At 56.5% G+C, this 15139-nt stretch carries 15 protein-coding genes; 6 read left to right on the forward strand and 9 right to left on the reverse strand.

Features of this window, described 5'->3' with window-relative positions; translation table 11 throughout:
- The first annotated feature begins 233 nt into the window (after positions 1-233).
- From ACMYSL_RS18070 to ACMYSL_RS18090, 5 genes are read left to right on the forward strand one after another with little or no spacing between them, the layout of a single operon-like run.
- The gene (locus ACMYSL_RS18070) at positions 234-1310 is read left to right on the forward strand and encodes a PTS fructose transporter subunit EIIC (protein WP_182237768.1); all 1077 of its coding nucleotides are present in this window, start codon (positions 234-236) and stop codon (positions 1308-1310) included.
- 20 nt (positions 1311-1330) lie between these two features.
- Positions 1331-1651 (forward strand): PTS fructose-like transporter subunit IIB, encoded by a 321-nt coding sequence (locus ACMYSL_RS18075; RefSeq protein WP_004100938.1) that lies wholly within the window; start codon positions 1331-1333, stop codon positions 1649-1651.
- A gap of 54 nt (positions 1652-1705) precedes the next feature.
- Complete coding sequence (locus ACMYSL_RS18080) at positions 1706-4003, forward strand: formate C-acetyltransferase (RefSeq protein WP_434659272.1); 2298 nt, start codon at positions 1706-1708, stop codon at positions 4001-4003.
- Entirely contained in the window at positions 3969-4844 is an 876-nt protein-coding gene (locus tag ACMYSL_RS18085; RefSeq protein WP_182237764.1) for a [formate-C-acetyltransferase]-activating enzyme, read from the forward strand. The genes ACMYSL_RS18080 and ACMYSL_RS18085 overlap by 35 nt, the downstream gene beginning before the upstream one ends.
- A gap of 15 nt (positions 4845-4859) precedes the next feature.
- Complete coding sequence (locus ACMYSL_RS18090; RefSeq protein ID WP_110277185.1) at positions 4860-5201, forward strand: PTS fructose-like transporter subunit IIB; 342 nt, start codon at positions 4860-4862, stop codon at positions 5199-5201.
- Positions 5202-5324: 123 nt separating this feature from the next.
- Here the strand turns inward: ACMYSL_RS18090 and ACMYSL_RS18095 are convergent, their stop codons facing one another.
- The gene (locus tag ACMYSL_RS18095) at positions 5325-6092 is read right to left on the reverse strand and encodes a phytanoyl-CoA dioxygenase family protein (RefSeq protein ID WP_434659274.1); all 768 of its coding nucleotides are present in this window, start codon (positions 6090-6092) and stop codon (positions 5325-5327) included.
- A 253-nt stretch (positions 6093-6345) separates the two neighbouring features.
- Between ACMYSL_RS18095 and ACMYSL_RS18100 the strand changes: the two genes are divergently transcribed.
- On the forward strand, positions 6346-7179 hold the full coding sequence (locus tag ACMYSL_RS18100) for a helix-turn-helix transcriptional regulator (protein WP_182237760.1): 834 nt from the start codon (positions 6346-6348) through the stop codon (positions 7177-7179).
- A gap of 11 nt (positions 7180-7190) precedes the next feature.
- Here ACMYSL_RS18100 and ACMYSL_RS18105 read toward each other — a convergent pair whose 3' ends face one another.
- The 8 genes from ACMYSL_RS18105 to hpxU form a co-directional block, all read right to left on the reverse strand.
- The gene (locus tag ACMYSL_RS18105) at positions 7191-8093 is read right to left on the reverse strand and encodes a GGDEF domain-containing protein (protein ID WP_434659277.1); all 903 of its coding nucleotides are present in this window, start codon (positions 8091-8093) and stop codon (positions 7191-7193) included.
- Between the two features lie 555 nt (positions 8094-8648).
- Entirely contained in the window at positions 8649-9899 is a 1251-nt protein-coding gene (hpxK, locus tag ACMYSL_RS18110) for an allantoate amidohydrolase (protein ID WP_434659279.1), read from the reverse strand.
- Entirely contained in the window at positions 9896-11137 is a 1242-nt protein-coding gene (locus tag ACMYSL_RS18115) for a pyridoxal-phosphate-dependent aminotransferase family protein (RefSeq protein WP_434659281.1), read from the reverse strand. Before ACMYSL_RS18115 ends, hpxK begins: the two co-directional genes overlap by 4 nt.
- A gap of 10 nt (positions 11138-11147) precedes the next feature.
- Positions 11148-11888 carry an amino acid ABC transporter ATP-binding protein gene (locus tag ACMYSL_RS18120; protein ID WP_004100907.1) on the reverse strand — a complete coding sequence of 247 codons (741 nt, stop codon included), beginning with the start codon at positions 11886-11888 and terminating at the stop codon, positions 11148-11150.
- On the reverse strand, positions 11869-12525 hold the full coding sequence (locus ACMYSL_RS18125; protein WP_180349658.1) for an amino acid ABC transporter permease: 657 nt from the start codon (positions 12523-12525) through the stop codon (positions 11869-11871). The genes ACMYSL_RS18120 and ACMYSL_RS18125 overlap by 20 nt, the downstream gene beginning before the upstream one ends.
- Complete coding sequence (locus ACMYSL_RS18130; RefSeq protein ID WP_434659283.1) at positions 12525-13190, reverse strand: amino acid ABC transporter permease; 666 nt, start codon at positions 13188-13190, stop codon at positions 12525-12527. The genes ACMYSL_RS18125 and ACMYSL_RS18130 overlap by 1 nt, the downstream gene beginning before the upstream one ends.
- A 9-nt stretch (positions 13191-13199) precedes the next feature.
- Entirely contained in the window at positions 13200-13985 is a 786-nt protein-coding gene (locus ACMYSL_RS18135; RefSeq protein ID WP_434659285.1) for a transporter substrate-binding domain-containing protein, read from the reverse strand.
- Between the two features lie 214 nt (positions 13986-14199).
- The gene (hpxU, locus tag ACMYSL_RS18140) at positions 14200-15039 is read right to left on the reverse strand and encodes a MurR/RpiR family transcriptional regulator HpxU (protein ID WP_139541123.1); all 840 of its coding nucleotides are present in this window, start codon (positions 15037-15039) and stop codon (positions 14200-14202) included.
- Positions 15040-15139 lie beyond the last annotated feature (100 nt).

Here is a 15139-nt window from a genome sequence, read left to right on the forward strand (position 1 = left end):
GGTAATTACTGGATAATTGTATGCACGGATCTTTTTTATGCTCGACATCACAAATACGCCAGCTAAATAGCTTAAAAACCCAGCAGGACTAAGATTTGAGGTGGATCGCAATTTTCTTCTCGCCTTACAAATATCCAGTAAATGCACTTTTTCTCTACTGTTTTATAAGCCGCCCTTTTTCTAAGGTTGATGCATCAACTCAGTCACGAGCCGCACAGGCTCAGGAGAAAACAATGAACGAACTGGTGCAAATACTAAAAAATACACGCCAGCACCTCATGACCGGGGTTTCACATATGATCCCTTTTGTCGTGTCCGGAGGAATATTGCTGGCCGTCTCCGTCATGTTGTACGGCAAGGGCGCGGTGCCCGATGTTGCCACCGATCCTAATCTGAAAAAACTGTTTGATATCGGCGTGGCCGGTCTGACGTTAATGGTGCCGTTCCTGGCGGCCTATATCGGCTACTCCATTGCCGACCGCGCAGCGCTGGCCCCCTGCGCGATTGGTGCCTGGGTTGGCAACAGCTTCGGCGCCGGTTTCTTCGGTGCGCTGATTGCCGGGATGATCGGCGGCCTGGTGGTCTACTACCTGAAGAAAATCCCGGTGCACAAAGTCCTGCGCTCGGTGATGCCTATCTTTGTTATCCCGATTATCGGCACCTTTATTACTGCCGGGATCATGATGTGGGGCCTCGGTGAACCGATTGGCGCGCTGACTGCCAGCTTAACCGGCTGGCTGCAAGGGATGCGCGAAGGCAGCATCGTCGTGCTGGCCATCATTATGGGCCTGATGCTGGCTTTCGATATGGGCGGGCCAGTAAACAAAGTTGCCTACGCCTTTATGTTGATTTGCGTTTCGCAAGGTGTTTACAGCGTCGTCGCGATTGCCGCCGTTGGCATCGCCGTACCGCCGCTGGGCATGGGGCTGGCAACGCTGATTGGCCGTAAATACTTCTCCGCTGAAGAGCGCGAAACCGGTAAAGCTGCGCTGGTTATGGGATGCGTTGGCGTCACCGAAGGCGCGATTCCTTTCGCCGCCGCCGACCCGCTGCGCGTGATCCCGGCCAACATGATTGGCGCCGCAGCCGGCTGTGTGACCGCCGCGCTGCTCGGCGCGCAGTGCTACGCCGGTTGGGGTGGACTGATCGTTCTGCCGGTCGTTGAAGGTAAATTCGGCTTTATCGCGGGTCTCGCGGTTGGCGCCATCGTTAGCGCAGCCTGCGTCATCCTGTTCAAAGCCCTTGCCAAGAAGAAGACGTCAGACGCCAATGCTGATGACGAGATGGATCTTGATTTCGAAATTAACTGAAAAACTGGAAGGAATATTTTATGACCAAAATTATCGCCGTTACCGCTTGCCCGTCTGGCGTCGCACATACCTATATGGCCGCCGAGTCGCTGGAAAGCGCCGCTAAAGCCAAAGGCTGGCAGGTCAAAGTCGAGACTCAGGGCTCCATCGGCATTGAGAATGAACTGACGGCAGAAGACGTCGCCAGCGCCGACATGGTTATCCTGACCAAAGATATCGGCATCAAGTTCGAAGAGCGTTTTGCCGGGAAAACCATCGTGCGCGTCAACATCAGCGACGCCGTTAAGCGCGCCGAAGCCATTATGAACAAAATCGACAGCCACCTTTCTCAGAATGCCTGAATAAAATGCCGGGGCGCGGTCTGCGCCCCGCAAAAAAATAACACGGAGTTTGTCATGACTAATCGCACTCAACGTTTAAAAGACCGTTTGTTCGCTAACCCGCGCGAGATCTCCCTCGAGCGCGCCCTGCTCTATACCGCCAGCCATAAGCAGACGGAGGGGGAGCCGGTGATGATCCGCCGGGCGAAAGCGACCGAATGGGTCCTCGACCACGTACAGATTTCGATTCGTGATGATGAACTGATCGCCGGTAACCGGACGATTAAACCGCGCGCCGGGATTGTCTCCCCGGAGATGGACCCCTACTGGCTGCTCAAAGAGTTGGATCAGTTCCCGACCCGCCCGCAGGACCGCTTCAACATTAGCGAAGAAGACAAACGTATCTATCGTGAAGAGCTGTTCCCGTACTGGGAAAATCGCTCGATGAAGGACTTCATCAACAGCCAGATGACGGATGAAGTGAAAACCGCCGTCAGCACGCAGATCTTTAGCGTTAACCAGACCGATAAGGGCCAGGGGCACATCATTATTGACTACCCTCGCCTGCTGGAAAATGGCCTTTCCGCGCTGGTGGCGGAGCTTAAAGCGGTAAACAAACAGCATCCGCAAAACAGCTTCTATCAGGCGGTGCTGATCCTGCTGGAAGCCTCTCAGCGCCATATTCTGCGCTATGCGGCGCTGGCCGATGAAATGGCTGCCAGCTGCGTTGATGAACAGCGTCGTAAAGAGCTGGAAACTATCGCCGAAATTTCCCGCCATAACGCGGTGCATCGCCCGGAGGATTTCTGGCAGGCCAGCCAGCTCTTCTGGTATATGAATATCATTTTGCAATATGAATCCAACGCCAGCTCCATTTCGCTGGGGCGCTTTGACCAGTACATGCTGCCGTATTATCAGGCGTCGCTGAATCGCGGCCAGGACCCGCAGTTCCTCAAAGAGCTGCTGGAATCGCTGTGGGTGAAGTGCAACGATATCGTTCTGCTGCGCTCCACCAGCAGCGCGCGCTACTTCGCGGGCTTCCCGACCGGCTACACGGCCCTGCTCGGCGGCCTGACCGAGACCGGGCGCAGCGCGGTGAATATCCTGTCGTTTTTGTCCCTCGACGCCTATCAGAACGTGCGCCTGCCGCAGCCGAACCTCGGCGTGCGGGTCAATGAATTGATTGACCGCCCTTTCCTGCGCAAAACCGCAGAGACCATTCGCCTCGGCACCGGCATTCCGCAAATCTTTAATGATGAAGTGGTGATCCCGGCGTTTCTCAACCGCGGCGTGTCGCTGGAAGACGCGCGGGATTACTCGGTAGTCGGCTGCGTTGAGCTGTCGATCCCGGGGCGCACCTACGGCCTGCACGATATCGCGATGTTCAACCTGCTGAAGGTGATGGAAATCGTGATGCTGGAGAACGAAAGCAATCCTGACATCACCTGGGACGGACTGATTGACCAGATCCGCGACAAGACACGCTACTACATTCGTCTGATGGTCGAAGGCAGCAATATTTGCGATATTGGCCACCGCGACTGGGCACCGGTTCCCCTGCTCTCTTCATTTATCGAAGATTGCGTGCAGCACGGCAAAGATATTACCGAAGGCGGCGCGCGCTATAACTTCTCCGGAGTCCAGGGCATCGGCATCGCCAACCTCAGCGACTCGCTGCACGCGCTAAAAGGAATGGTGTTTGAGCAAAAACGCCTGAGCTTTGCCGAGCTTATGGCGGTGCTAAAAGCCAACTTCCAGACGCCGGAAGGCGAGAAAATCCGCGCACGTCTGATCAACCGCTTTGAGAAATACGGCAACGATATCGACGAGGTGGACAACATCAGCGCCGACCTGCTGCGCTTCTACTGCAAAGAAGTTGAGCAGTACCAGAACCCGCGTGGCGGCCACTTCACGCCGGGTTCATATACCGTATCTGCCCACGTGCCGCTGGGTTCAGTGGTTGGCGCGACCCCGGACGGGCGTCTGGCCGGGGAACAGCTGGCGGACGGCGGGCTGTCGCCGATGGTCGGCCAGGATTCTCAGGGCCCGACCGCAGTGCTCAAATCGGTGAGCAAGCTGGATAACTATCTACTGTCCAACGGCACGCTGCTGAACGTCAAATTCACCCCGGCGACGCTTGCCGGAGACGGTGGACTGAACAAGCTGGCCGATTTTTTACAGGCGTTCACCAAGCTGAAGCTGCAGCATATTCAGTTCAACGTGGTCAACGCCGACACGCTGCGTGAAGCCCAGCAGCGACCGCAGGATTTTGCCGGTCTGGTGGTACGCGTCGCGGGCTACAGCGCCTTCTTTGTCGAGCTGTCGCAGGAGATTCAGGATGACATTATCCGCCGCACCGCGCATCAGCTGTGAGGTGATGGAAACGCGCGCCGATAAGGCGCGCATTTTTAACATCCAGCGCTACTCTTTAAATGACGGTCAGGGGATCCGCACCGTCGTTTTTTTTAAAGGCTGCCCGCATACTTGTCCGTGGTGCGCCAACCCGGAGTCGATCTCGCCGAAAATCCAGACCGTGCGCCGGGAGAGCAAATGCTTGCACTGTTCCCGCTGCCAGCAGGATGTTGTCGAGTGCCCTTCCGGCGCATGGGAGCAAATTGGTCGCGACGTCACGCTGGATAATCTGCTGAAGGAAGTGCTAAAAGACGAGGTCTTCTTCCGCGCCTCCGGCGGCGGCGTCACCCTATCGGGAGGCGAAGTGCTGATGCAGGCCGAGTTTGCCACTCGTCTTCTGCGCCGTTTACGCGAGTGGGGGATCAGAACCGCGATTGAAACGGCTGGCGATACCGCGTTCAGCCGTTTTTTCCCGCTGGCGAAAGAGTGTGATGAAGTCTTATTTGATCTTAAAATTATGGATGAAGCGCAGGCCCGAGGGCAGCTATTGATGAATATGCCACGGGTACTGGATAACTTCACCCGCCTGGTGGAAGCCAATATTCACATCATTCCTCGGGTGCCGTTAATTCCGGGTTTTACGCTTGATGAAGAGAATTTCCGCCAGATCCTGGCGTTTTTGGCCCCGTTTAAGCTGCCCGAAATTCATCTTCTACCGTTCCATCAATACGGCGAACCAAAATATCACTTACTGGGAAAAACATGGTCGATGTCGATGATTAAAGCACCTGAAGAATCTGAGATTCAACCATTCAAGACGCTGGCTGAACAGGCTGGTTTTAGCGTGACCATCGGCGGATAACGCCTGGAGGATGCTATGGATTTCAATATCGTTGCCGTAACGGCCTGCGTAAGCGGTGTCGCTCACACTTATATGGCAGCCGAGCGCCTGGAAAAGGTCGGCCACCATGAGAAATGGAATATCAAAATTGAAACGCAAGGAGCGTTGGGGGTTGAGAACAAAATCACGGCGGACGATATTGCCCATGTCGATGTCGTTCTGCTGGTGACGGATATTGAAATCGACGATGCCAAGCGTTTTAGCGGCATCCGCACCATTAAGACCAGCATCAAAACCTTCTTGTTGCAGCCGCAGCAGATTGTCGAGGCGGTGAAATGCATTATGAAAAAGCCAGTGGTCTATATTGAGATCCCTTGAGTGAGGGAAATCCCGGAGGCGGCGCTTAACGCGCCAGTCCGGGCTATCGGTGCTCAGCAATTCTGTAGTCCGGACAGGTGCGCAGCACCGCCTCCGGGAACAACGTGCTCAGCAACTTCAGATTTACTCCACACCCAGCAGCCATTTCTGCGCAGGCGTCAGGCGGCTGGCGGTTTCCGGCGTCAGCCAGCGCTGCTGATCCTGCTGTGCGGTATCTTCGCGGTCGATATACAAACTGTGCAATACGCGCCTTCTGCTGCCGATACGGTTGCGCGTCCCGCCGTGCCAGGCATGGGCGTTGTAAATCATTACGCTACCCGCCGGCGCGGCAAACACCACCTCATCAGGATGCGTCAGCTCTGGATTATCCAATACCTCTTCCGGCAGCTCAGGTCGGTGGTGCGTTCCAGGAATAATGCGCGGTGCGCCGTTTTCCGCACTTAGATCATCAATAGCCCAGATAGCATTAACCAGATGCACTTTCGGGAAATCCGGACGCGGCTTTTTCCAGTCCGCATGCAGCGGCTGATGGCCACCGTTAAACAGCGCTTCCCGCGCGTTCAGGCTGGAGACTTTAAAATCCCCCTGAAAAATATACTGACAGGCAGAAAGGACCAGTGGATGGGACCAGACTTTCTCCCAAACCACTCCTTTATTAATCAGATTGGCAATGCGCGTTGCCGTCGCCTCCTGATGGTGCTCAATCGCGAGGTTATCACCCTCTTTCTCGACGATAGCATCGATAAGCGTACGCATTGCCTCCAGCCACTCCGGGTCCGCCACGTTATGCACGACGGTGTAGCCCAGGGTATCCAGTTCCTGTTTCATTTTCGGGGTCAGCGCCACGTTCGCCCCCAGCGCTTCCAGATAAACCGCAGATTGTTGTTCCATATTTATATTCCTTAACTTATCGATAACACAAAACAAACTCTAATCTGTGCCGACCGGGAATACATGAGGCTAAAACTACGAAAAACTGGACAAGCGTACACGGCAGGAAAAAGTGTGATGGCTATCAAAATCCAGCTATCACCTGAGACTCGCCAGGGCGGTCAATACCGGGGTAGTCTGATACAGGACAAATCACTGCTGATAAAATAGATTATAATCAACAGGATAATAGCTCTATTCTAAGGTCCACGGGATGATTGACGATCTGGCAGACATTTTAAATCGCTTAGTAAATCAGAAGGATAATCTGCACGTCAGGTTTCCCGAGCCGGATATCTCCGAGCCTGCGCTGGCGTTTAAAGTGCCTTTTCCGCGGCTGGAAATCGTGCTGGAGGGTGAACTGAAGGAAAATGGCTTGCCGCTGTCGGAGACGATGCTATCCACCTCGCAGGTGCTTTACGTCCAGGCGGGGAAATGGACCCAGCCGGAATGGACCGGACCGGCATCAACGCTAAGCATCCTGTTTGGCCGCCAGAAGCTCGGGTTTTGCGTTCAATACTGGGATGGCAAACAGCTGCGAACGGAAAAGCAGAACGTCGCTCGCCTCGGGCCACGCGTGGGCTCCTACCTGCTACTGTCGCTTAATGAAATCTGCTTACAGCCTGACCCGGTGACCGCCAGGCTGGTGGTCTCTGCGCTCTTGAGCCACTGCCTTGAGCAACTGGTTGGCCTGGAGATGCGGGTCAGCCGTAGCCGCGATCTGTTTATGGCAGTGCAGGATTATCTGGAAGAGCATCTCAGCCAACCCCTGACCCGCGAGTCGGTAGCGAAACGCTTTCATATCACGCCTAACTATCTTTCGCATATTTTCCAGAAATCAGGTTCCGTCGGCTTCAACGAATTCCTCACCAGCGTGCGCCTGGAGAAAGCGAAAAAGCTGCTGCGCGGCTACGATCTGAAAGTAAAAGAGATCGCCCATAACTGCGGATTCGTCGACAGCAACTATTTCTGCAGGGTGTTTAAACGCTATACCGAGCGCTCGCCTTCCGAATATCGCCGTCACTGCCGCAGCGCGCAGCAGGGATAACTCAGGCCGCGCTATGCGGCCCACTCCACGCGCCCGCGACCGCTATTTTTCGCCTTGTAGAGCGCGTCATCGACCTTTTTAATAAACTCATTCTGCGGTTCATCCTGATTGCGCAGGCCCACGCCAATGCTGATCGACAGCGGATTATCGTGATTAATCAGGATTGCGCGGGCATTTTGCAAAATTGACTGCGCCAGTTCATCAACTTCCTGCGCCGACAGGCCATCAACAATAATGGCGAACTCTTCTCCGCCGATCCTCGATGGCAACACCTTATCGCTGGTGAGCTTCGCCAGCTGCTTACCGAGGGCAAACAATACTTCATCGCCCACCAGATGGCCGTAGGTGTCATTGATTTTCTTAAAGAAATCGATATCGACAATCATTAACGCCAGCGGATGCCCCTCTTTCTCACGGATGGTGTCGATAAAGAAGCGGCGGTTTGGCAACTGGGTCAGCTCATCCTTCAGCGATTGAGAACGCGCATCGACGTACAGAAGATTAATACGCTCGATGATTTTGTAGATCCCGATAGCGGTCAGCAGCATCCCGGACAGGCGCAAGAGGTCTTCACAGTAGTAGCCCATCCAGCGCGGCTGGCGGAAGATTTCGTCCATCAGGTCAAACGTTCCCCCGGCAATCCACAGCAGCAGCCCGTAGCGTACCCAGTTAACCGCCACATGGTTCATGCGTACTTTGGTTGAACTCCACAATATAAACAGCAGAAAAAGCAGCGCCAGGAGGTCGATATACATTCCAGGATTAGACAAAATCACGCTCCAGGGCCCCAGCGGCGGCGATACAAATGCACACAGGCTGGATACGGCAACGATCGTCAGCAGTGCGGGAAGAAAATGCGTTCGGGAAATAGCGGAGAGTGGTTGAATATTGATATTTTTTTCGCGTTCAGGCATGGGTAGGTCTCTCAACAACGTGGCTTACCATGTGTTAAGCATACCAGCCAACGGTGTTCGAGCGAACTTTAAAGGCGCATTGCCCGCAGATGGGGATATCAGCGAAAGAGAGAGTGGACTGACCCCGCGGAATTTTTCCAACGTACTACCAGTCCATGGCGACGAAGTCAGTGCCGCGGATGGTATAGGGTTCTCCTGATAGGGATTTAGCTATCGGTGCGGGTTGGGGAGGACTTTTTGGGACTGTGGGAGGTGCTTTCCAGTTTTGGTGGGTTGGGCTTATATGAAATTATTATCGAAGTGATGTTTGCAAAAGATCACCTGAGATTCACCCTATCAAACATTTAATTTGAGATTGTTATTGCATCAGGTCCCTTTCAAAACCAAAGAGTGATCGGTCAGATGGCTGCGAGTGTCTTAATTGCAAGAGCACAGGAGGTAAACGCAGCGCTGAAGCTATCCCCGGCTCGCGCTGCGCTTAGTCGGGCTACAGGTTCGCACGGTCTGAAGGTTGGGTAGCCCGGACAGATGCGCAGCATCGCCTCCGGGATCCGTTTACAGCTTCAACACCGCGCGCGAGTACGCGTCAATCGCCAGCGCCACATCGTCGGTGGTAACCGACTCGGCGGGGTGATGGCTGATGCCGCCTTTGCAACGCACAAATAGCATCGCTGACGGCCAACACTCGGCGATAGCGATGGCATCATGCCCGGCGCCGCTCGGCAGGCTAACTGAACGCCCCTGCACCTCCTGCACCGCCTCGCTTAATACCCGCTGCAATTCGCTATCGCAGGCGGTGGCGGCAATGCGGTAAAACTCTTCGGCGCTGAATTGCAGATGGCGACGAGCGGCAATTTCCTGCGCACTCGCGAGTAGCCTGCTCAACAGCGCATCGAGCGGCTGGTCGTTCGGCCCGCGAATATCGAGGGTCAGCGTCACTTCGCCGGGGATCACGTTAACCGCGCCAGGGGCGCAGCGCAGCGTCCCTACCGTAGCAACCAGATTTCCACCCTGCTCGCGGGTCAGGGTCTCGACCAGCACCATCCACTCGGCGGCGGCGGCCAGCGCATCTTTGCGATGACTCATCGGCACCGTCCCGGCATGCCCGGCCTCGCCGGTAAAGCAGCAGTTCAGGCGGCGTGCGCCGTTGATAGCCTCCACCACGCCCAGCGCCAGACCTTCCTGCTCCAGACACGGCCCCTGCTCGATATGCAATTCCAGATAGGCGGCAATCTCCTCCTGGCTGCGGGCAGCAAGGTGAATACGCGCCGGATCCAGCCCGGCCAGCACCATCGCCTGCGCCACGCTGACGCCATCGGCATCGGTCTGCGCCAGCCAGCTCTCAGGCCAGGTACCGGTCAGCCCGCGGCTGCCAAGCAGCGTAATGCCAAACCGCGTCCCCTCTTCATCGCAAAAACCGACAATCTCGATAGCCTTTTTCAGCCTCCGCCCCTGCCGGTGCAGGCTGTGCACCACCTCAATCGCCGTCAGTACGCCGAGCATGCCATCGTAGCGCCCGGCGTTGCGCACGGTATCAAGATGCGACCCCAGCAGGATAGCCGGTGCGCCTTCCTGTTCCCCTTCGTAGCGCCCGCAAATATTGCCGACGCTGTCCTGCCAGACGGTCATTCCGGCCTGGGTCATCCACAGCGCCGCCTGCTGGTTGGCCTGCAGATGCTGGGGCGACAAATAAACCCGGGTCAATCCCTCCGGCGTTTCGCTGATTGCGGCCAGCTCATCGGCGCGGGCCATGACCCGTGTTGCGGCCTGCTGCATCTCCGCCTGCTGGCGTGTTGTTTGACTCATTGCGCGCTCTCGTTGCGATAGTGATCCCACGCCGCCTGCATCGCTGCGCCCTGAGTGGTCGAGAATTTGAGATAGTTGAGCACCGACTCCAGCGCGCTGAGAGTGGTCATCACACAATCCTTACGCGCGTTGTAGCCCATGGTGCCGATACGCCACACTTTGCCGTGCAGCGGGCCGAACGAGGTTCCGATTTCAATGCCGAAATCTTCCAGCATCAGCTTGCGCGCCTGGTCGCCGTTGATCCCCTGCGGGATCACCACGCCCAGCACGTTGTTCATCTTATGTTTCAGATCGCCGAAGGTCTCCAGCCCCATCGCCTGGATGCCTTTTACCAGCGCGTCACCGTGCAGTTTATGGCGGGCGATACCGTTATCCAGACCTTCCTGCAGGATCAGACGCGCGCATTCGCGGGCAGCAAACAGCGCCGAAGTGGCTTCGGTATGGTGGTTCAGGCGCTCCGGCCCCCAGTAATCCATAACCATGCCGAGGTCGAAGTAGTTGGAGTAGATCATCTCTTCGTCGCCGTCGCGATGGGCATCGGTACGGATCCCCTCTTCCACGCATTTACGGCGGCGAATGGCCTCTTCCATGTGCGCGCTGAGCGTCACCGGCGAGGTCCCGGACGGGCCGCCGAGGCATTTTTGCATCCCCGCCGACACCGCATCCAGCTGCCAGGCATCGGTTTCCAGCGGGTTACCGCCCAGCGAGGCGGTGGCGTCGGTGTAAAACAGCACGTCGTAGCGGCGGCAGATTTCCCCCAGCTCCGCCAGCGGCTGCAGCATAGTGGTGGAGGTATCGCCCTGTACCGTCAGCAGCAGGCGCGGGCGCACGCGTTTGATGGCATCTTCAACCTGATCCGGGGTAAAAACTTCGCCCCACGGCACTTCGATAGTGTGCACTTCCGCCCGGCAGCGGCGGGCAATTTCGCACAGCAGATGACCAAAGCGGCCAAATACCGGCACCAGCACCTTGTCGCCGGGACGAATAGCCGAAATCAGAATCGCTTCAATCCCCGCCCGCGAGGTACCGTCCACCAGCATCGTCCAGCGGTTTTCGGTGCGAAATACGCCACGGTACAGCGCCATCACCTCATTCATATAGTGGGTCATCGCCGGGTCATACTGGCCGATAAGCTGGCTCGACATGGCGCGTAGCACGCGCGGGTCGGCGTTAATCGGACCAGGCCCCATCAGCAGGCGCGACGGCGGGTTGATTTGCGAAAACTGAGTGATATCCATCTTTAAGTCCTTATTGATTGAGGCCGCGCACGGATGAAATAAACTGCTTCAGCTCGCTGGTCTGCGGGTTGGCAAACAGCGTTTTGCTGTCGCCCTGCTCCCAGACGCGTCCCTGATGCATAAACACTACGCGGTCGCCCACTTCGCGGGCAAAATTCATTTCATGGGTCACGAGAATCAGCGTCATTCCCTCCGCTGCCAGCTGCTCCAGCACTTTGAGCACTTCGCCAACCAGCTCCGGGTCCAGCGCCGAGGTTATCTCGTCACAGAGTAAAACTTTTGGCGACATCGCCAGCGCACGGGCAATCGCCACGCGCTGCTGCTGGCCGCCGGAAAGACTGGACGGGTAGTAATCAAGCCGGTCGCCAAGCCCGACTTTCTCCAGCATCCGCTGGGCCAGTTCGCGGCACTCGGCGGCGCTCTTTTTCAGTACCCGGCGCGGTGCCAGCATAACGTTTTCCAGCGCCGTCATATGCGGGAACAGGTTAAAGTTCTGGAACACCATGCCGATAGAACGGCTAATTTCCCGCGCCTGGGAATCGCGGTCGGTAATGGTCATCCCGCCGAGCTTAATGCTGCCGTCCTGATAGCCTTCAAGACCATTAATGCAACGCAGCAGCGTGCTTTTGCCGGACCCGCTGCGGCCGATAATCGAGATAACTTCGCCCATATCGATATCCAGATCGACACCCTTGAGCACGTGGTTATCGCCGTAATACTTCTGCATCTGATTAATGGTGATGAGAGGCATTGAATTTGTTCTCCAGATAACGGCTGTAGCGGGACAGCGGGTAACACAGAATGAAGTAGCCCAGCGCCACCAGCGCAAAGACTTTAAACGGCTGATACGTCACGTTGGTCAGCATCGTTCCCGCTTTCGTCAGCTCGACGAAGCCGATAATCGACGCCAGCGCCGTGCCCTTAATCACCTGGACGGCAAAACCCACCGTCGGGGCGATAGCGATCCGCAGCGCCTGCGGGGCTACCACCCGAAATAGAGTCTGACCAAAGCTCAACCCCAGACAGCGCGAAGCTTCCCACTGCCCTTTTGGTAGAGCGCGAATGCTGCCAAACCAGATATCGAGCAAAAAGGCGCTGGTATAAAACGTTAGCGCCAGCGACGCCGCGGTCCATGCCGAAACGTCAATGCCGAACAGCGCCACGCCGAAAAAAGCCAGAAACAGCTGCATCAGCAGCGGCGTTCCCTGAAACAGCTCGATATAGCCGCGGATCAGACGTTTTACCTGGCGTCCACCGGTCATACGCAGCAGCAATAACGGCAGAGTGACCAGCGCACCGCCGATAAACGCCACCAGCGACAGCAGCACCGTCCAGCGCCCGGCGAGCAGCAGATTGCGGACAATATCCCAATCAGTAAAGGTGGTCATCATGCCTGCACCCCCAGCCATTTACGCCCTGCCGCCATCAGCAACTGGCGCATCGTTATCGACAGCACTAAATAAATGCCCGTCGTCACCAGATACACCTCAAAGCTGAGGAAGGTGCGCGACTGAATCAGGTTGGCGGCGAAGGTCAGCTCTTCATAAGAGACCTGCGACACCACCGATGAACCGAGCATCACGATAATGCACTGGCTAACCAGCGCCGGATAAATACGCTGTAGCGCGGGCGGCAAAATCACCTGAATAAAGGTCTGCGTTCGGGTCAATCCCAGCACGCGCCCTGCCTCCCACTGCCCTTTCGGCGTCACCTGAATTCCGGCGCGCACGATCTCGGTACTATAGGCCCCGAGGTTCACCACCATCGCCAGCAGCGCGGCTTCACCGGCCGTCATCTTTAGCCCCAGATTCGGTAAGCCGAAGACGATAAAAAAAAGCTGGACCACAAACGGCGTGTTGCGAATCAGTTCGACATACCCGCCCCAAATTCGGCTGAACCACGTGGTGCGCCCGCTGCGGATAGCCGCGCCCAAAATGCCTATCGTCAGGCCGCCGATGGTCGCCAGCACCGTCAGCTGAATGGTCACCCACAGCCCCGCCAGCAGCTCCGGCCAGTGCGGCCAGAGCTCAGAAAAATGAAGTTGCTCCGTCATGCCCGGGCCTTACGCGCCAAGGTTGGCAGGCAGCGGCGCTTTCAGCCACTTTTCAGACAAATCGTTCAGCGTGCCGTCTTTGACGCCTTGCTCAATCAGCGCATCCACTTTCGCTTTCAGCGCCGGTTCATTCTTTTTCAGCCCGATAAAGCACGGCGAATCCTTCAGCATAAAGCTCGGCACCGGCGCTTTATCCGCATTCTGCCGCGAGATAGCCGCCACCACCAGGTTGCCGGTCGCCACATACTGCACCTGGCCGGAAAGATACGCCGACAGCGTGGTGTTGTTATCTTCGTAGCGCTTAATCTGCGCTTCTTTCGGCGCTACGCTGGTCAGCACCATGTCTTCCACCGCGCCGCGGGTCACGCCAACGCTTTTCCCGCTCAGCGCCGCCGGGTCTTTCAGCTCAGCGCCTTTCGGGCCAAACACGCCGAGGAAGAACGGCGCGTAGGCGCGGCTGAAATCAATCACCTTCTCGCGCTCGGCGTTTTTACCGAGGCTGGAAATCACCAGATCCACCTTATCGGTTTGCAGATAAGGTACGCGGTTGGCGCTGGTGACCGGCACCAGTTGCAATTTGAGCTTCATCTCTTTGGCGAGGTAGCGCGCCATATCGATGTCGTAGCCCTGCGGCTGAAGGTCGGTACCCACCGAGCCAAACGGCGGGAAATCCTGCGGCACCGCAATGCGGATAACGCCGCGTTTTTCAATATCCTGGAACTGGTCAGCCTTCGCCGCCGACAGGTTGGTTAACAGACAAGCGGCCCCGGCCAGTGCGATCAACAGTTTCTTCATGATGTTTACCCGTTACGTTAGCATGAAACAAAAGATTCTTTAAAGTCACTTTTGCAACTAATGTGCCAGATAAATCTCAGCGTTAAGCCATTAACCGAAATTCCGTTAACCGCAGGGAATAAAAGAGAAAGAGGTGAATTAAGAGGAAACGGAGGTGCGTCTCCTCGTTATTTTAGCGCACCAAAACTATGCAAAGCACCACGCTGGCGCCCCATTATCGTTGTTCCAGTTCGTCCAGTTGCTGGTAAAGGGTCGCTATGTCGTGAATGCGCGGACGCCCTTTATCGAGGATTTCATGCAGGAAAGCGTTCGACAGCAGATTGATCAGGCTATTGACCGAGGCGTAGCTGTCGTAGGCCGATACGCTATCCAGCGGCGCGCAGAGCTGCCAGCGCGCCAGCGGAAACAGGCCATGAGCCTGCGGCTCGCACATCAGCAGAACCGGGATCCCGCTGCTCTGTAGCTGCTGCAACAGCGGGCGAATAATTCGCGGGCGGCGGCGAAACGCCATCACCACCACCAGATCCTCGGCGGTTAAATCCACCAGCTCTTCGCTTAAGCTTTGCCCCGGCTGCGGCAGTATTTGCACCTGCCCACGCGCCTGTAATAGCTGCTGGCGCAGGTGCAGCGCCGCAGGATAAGCATTGCGCATGCCGACAATAACAATACGCCGGGCGGCAACCAGCGCCTGAATCGCCTCGGCGAACTGCTGCACATCCAGCGCGTTGACCCACTGGGTCAGGTTCGCCATCTCCTGTTTATAATGGCGCGCCAGCAGCGTATTGCCCTGCACCGCATCGCGGTTGTCGGTCAGCGGCATGCCGCTCTGGCGCAGCGTGCGCAGCTCATCGCGCATATCTTTATATTTCTCATAGCCCAGACGCTTGAACAGACGGCTGACCGTGGCCTTCGATACGCCGCTAAGCTGTGCCAGCTCTGCGCTGTTGTAACTAATCAGGTCATCAAAATGATCGAAAATAAAATCCGCCACCCGCTGCTCCTGGGGCGATAAAGACGCGTACTGCTCTTTTAGTCGTTCATCAAGCTGTTGCATAAGACCTCTGTAACTTTCGTTTCACCGCATCATAACCGTATCCGCTTTCATAATGCATGCCAGTTCCGCAAAAAATGCGCGGTGTCGGCAGCGGTTGAAA

Origin of the sequence: Klebsiella sp. MISC125 (assembly GCF_051131775.1) — a bacterium.
GTDB lineage: Bacteria > Pseudomonadota > Gammaproteobacteria > Enterobacterales > Enterobacteriaceae > Klebsiella.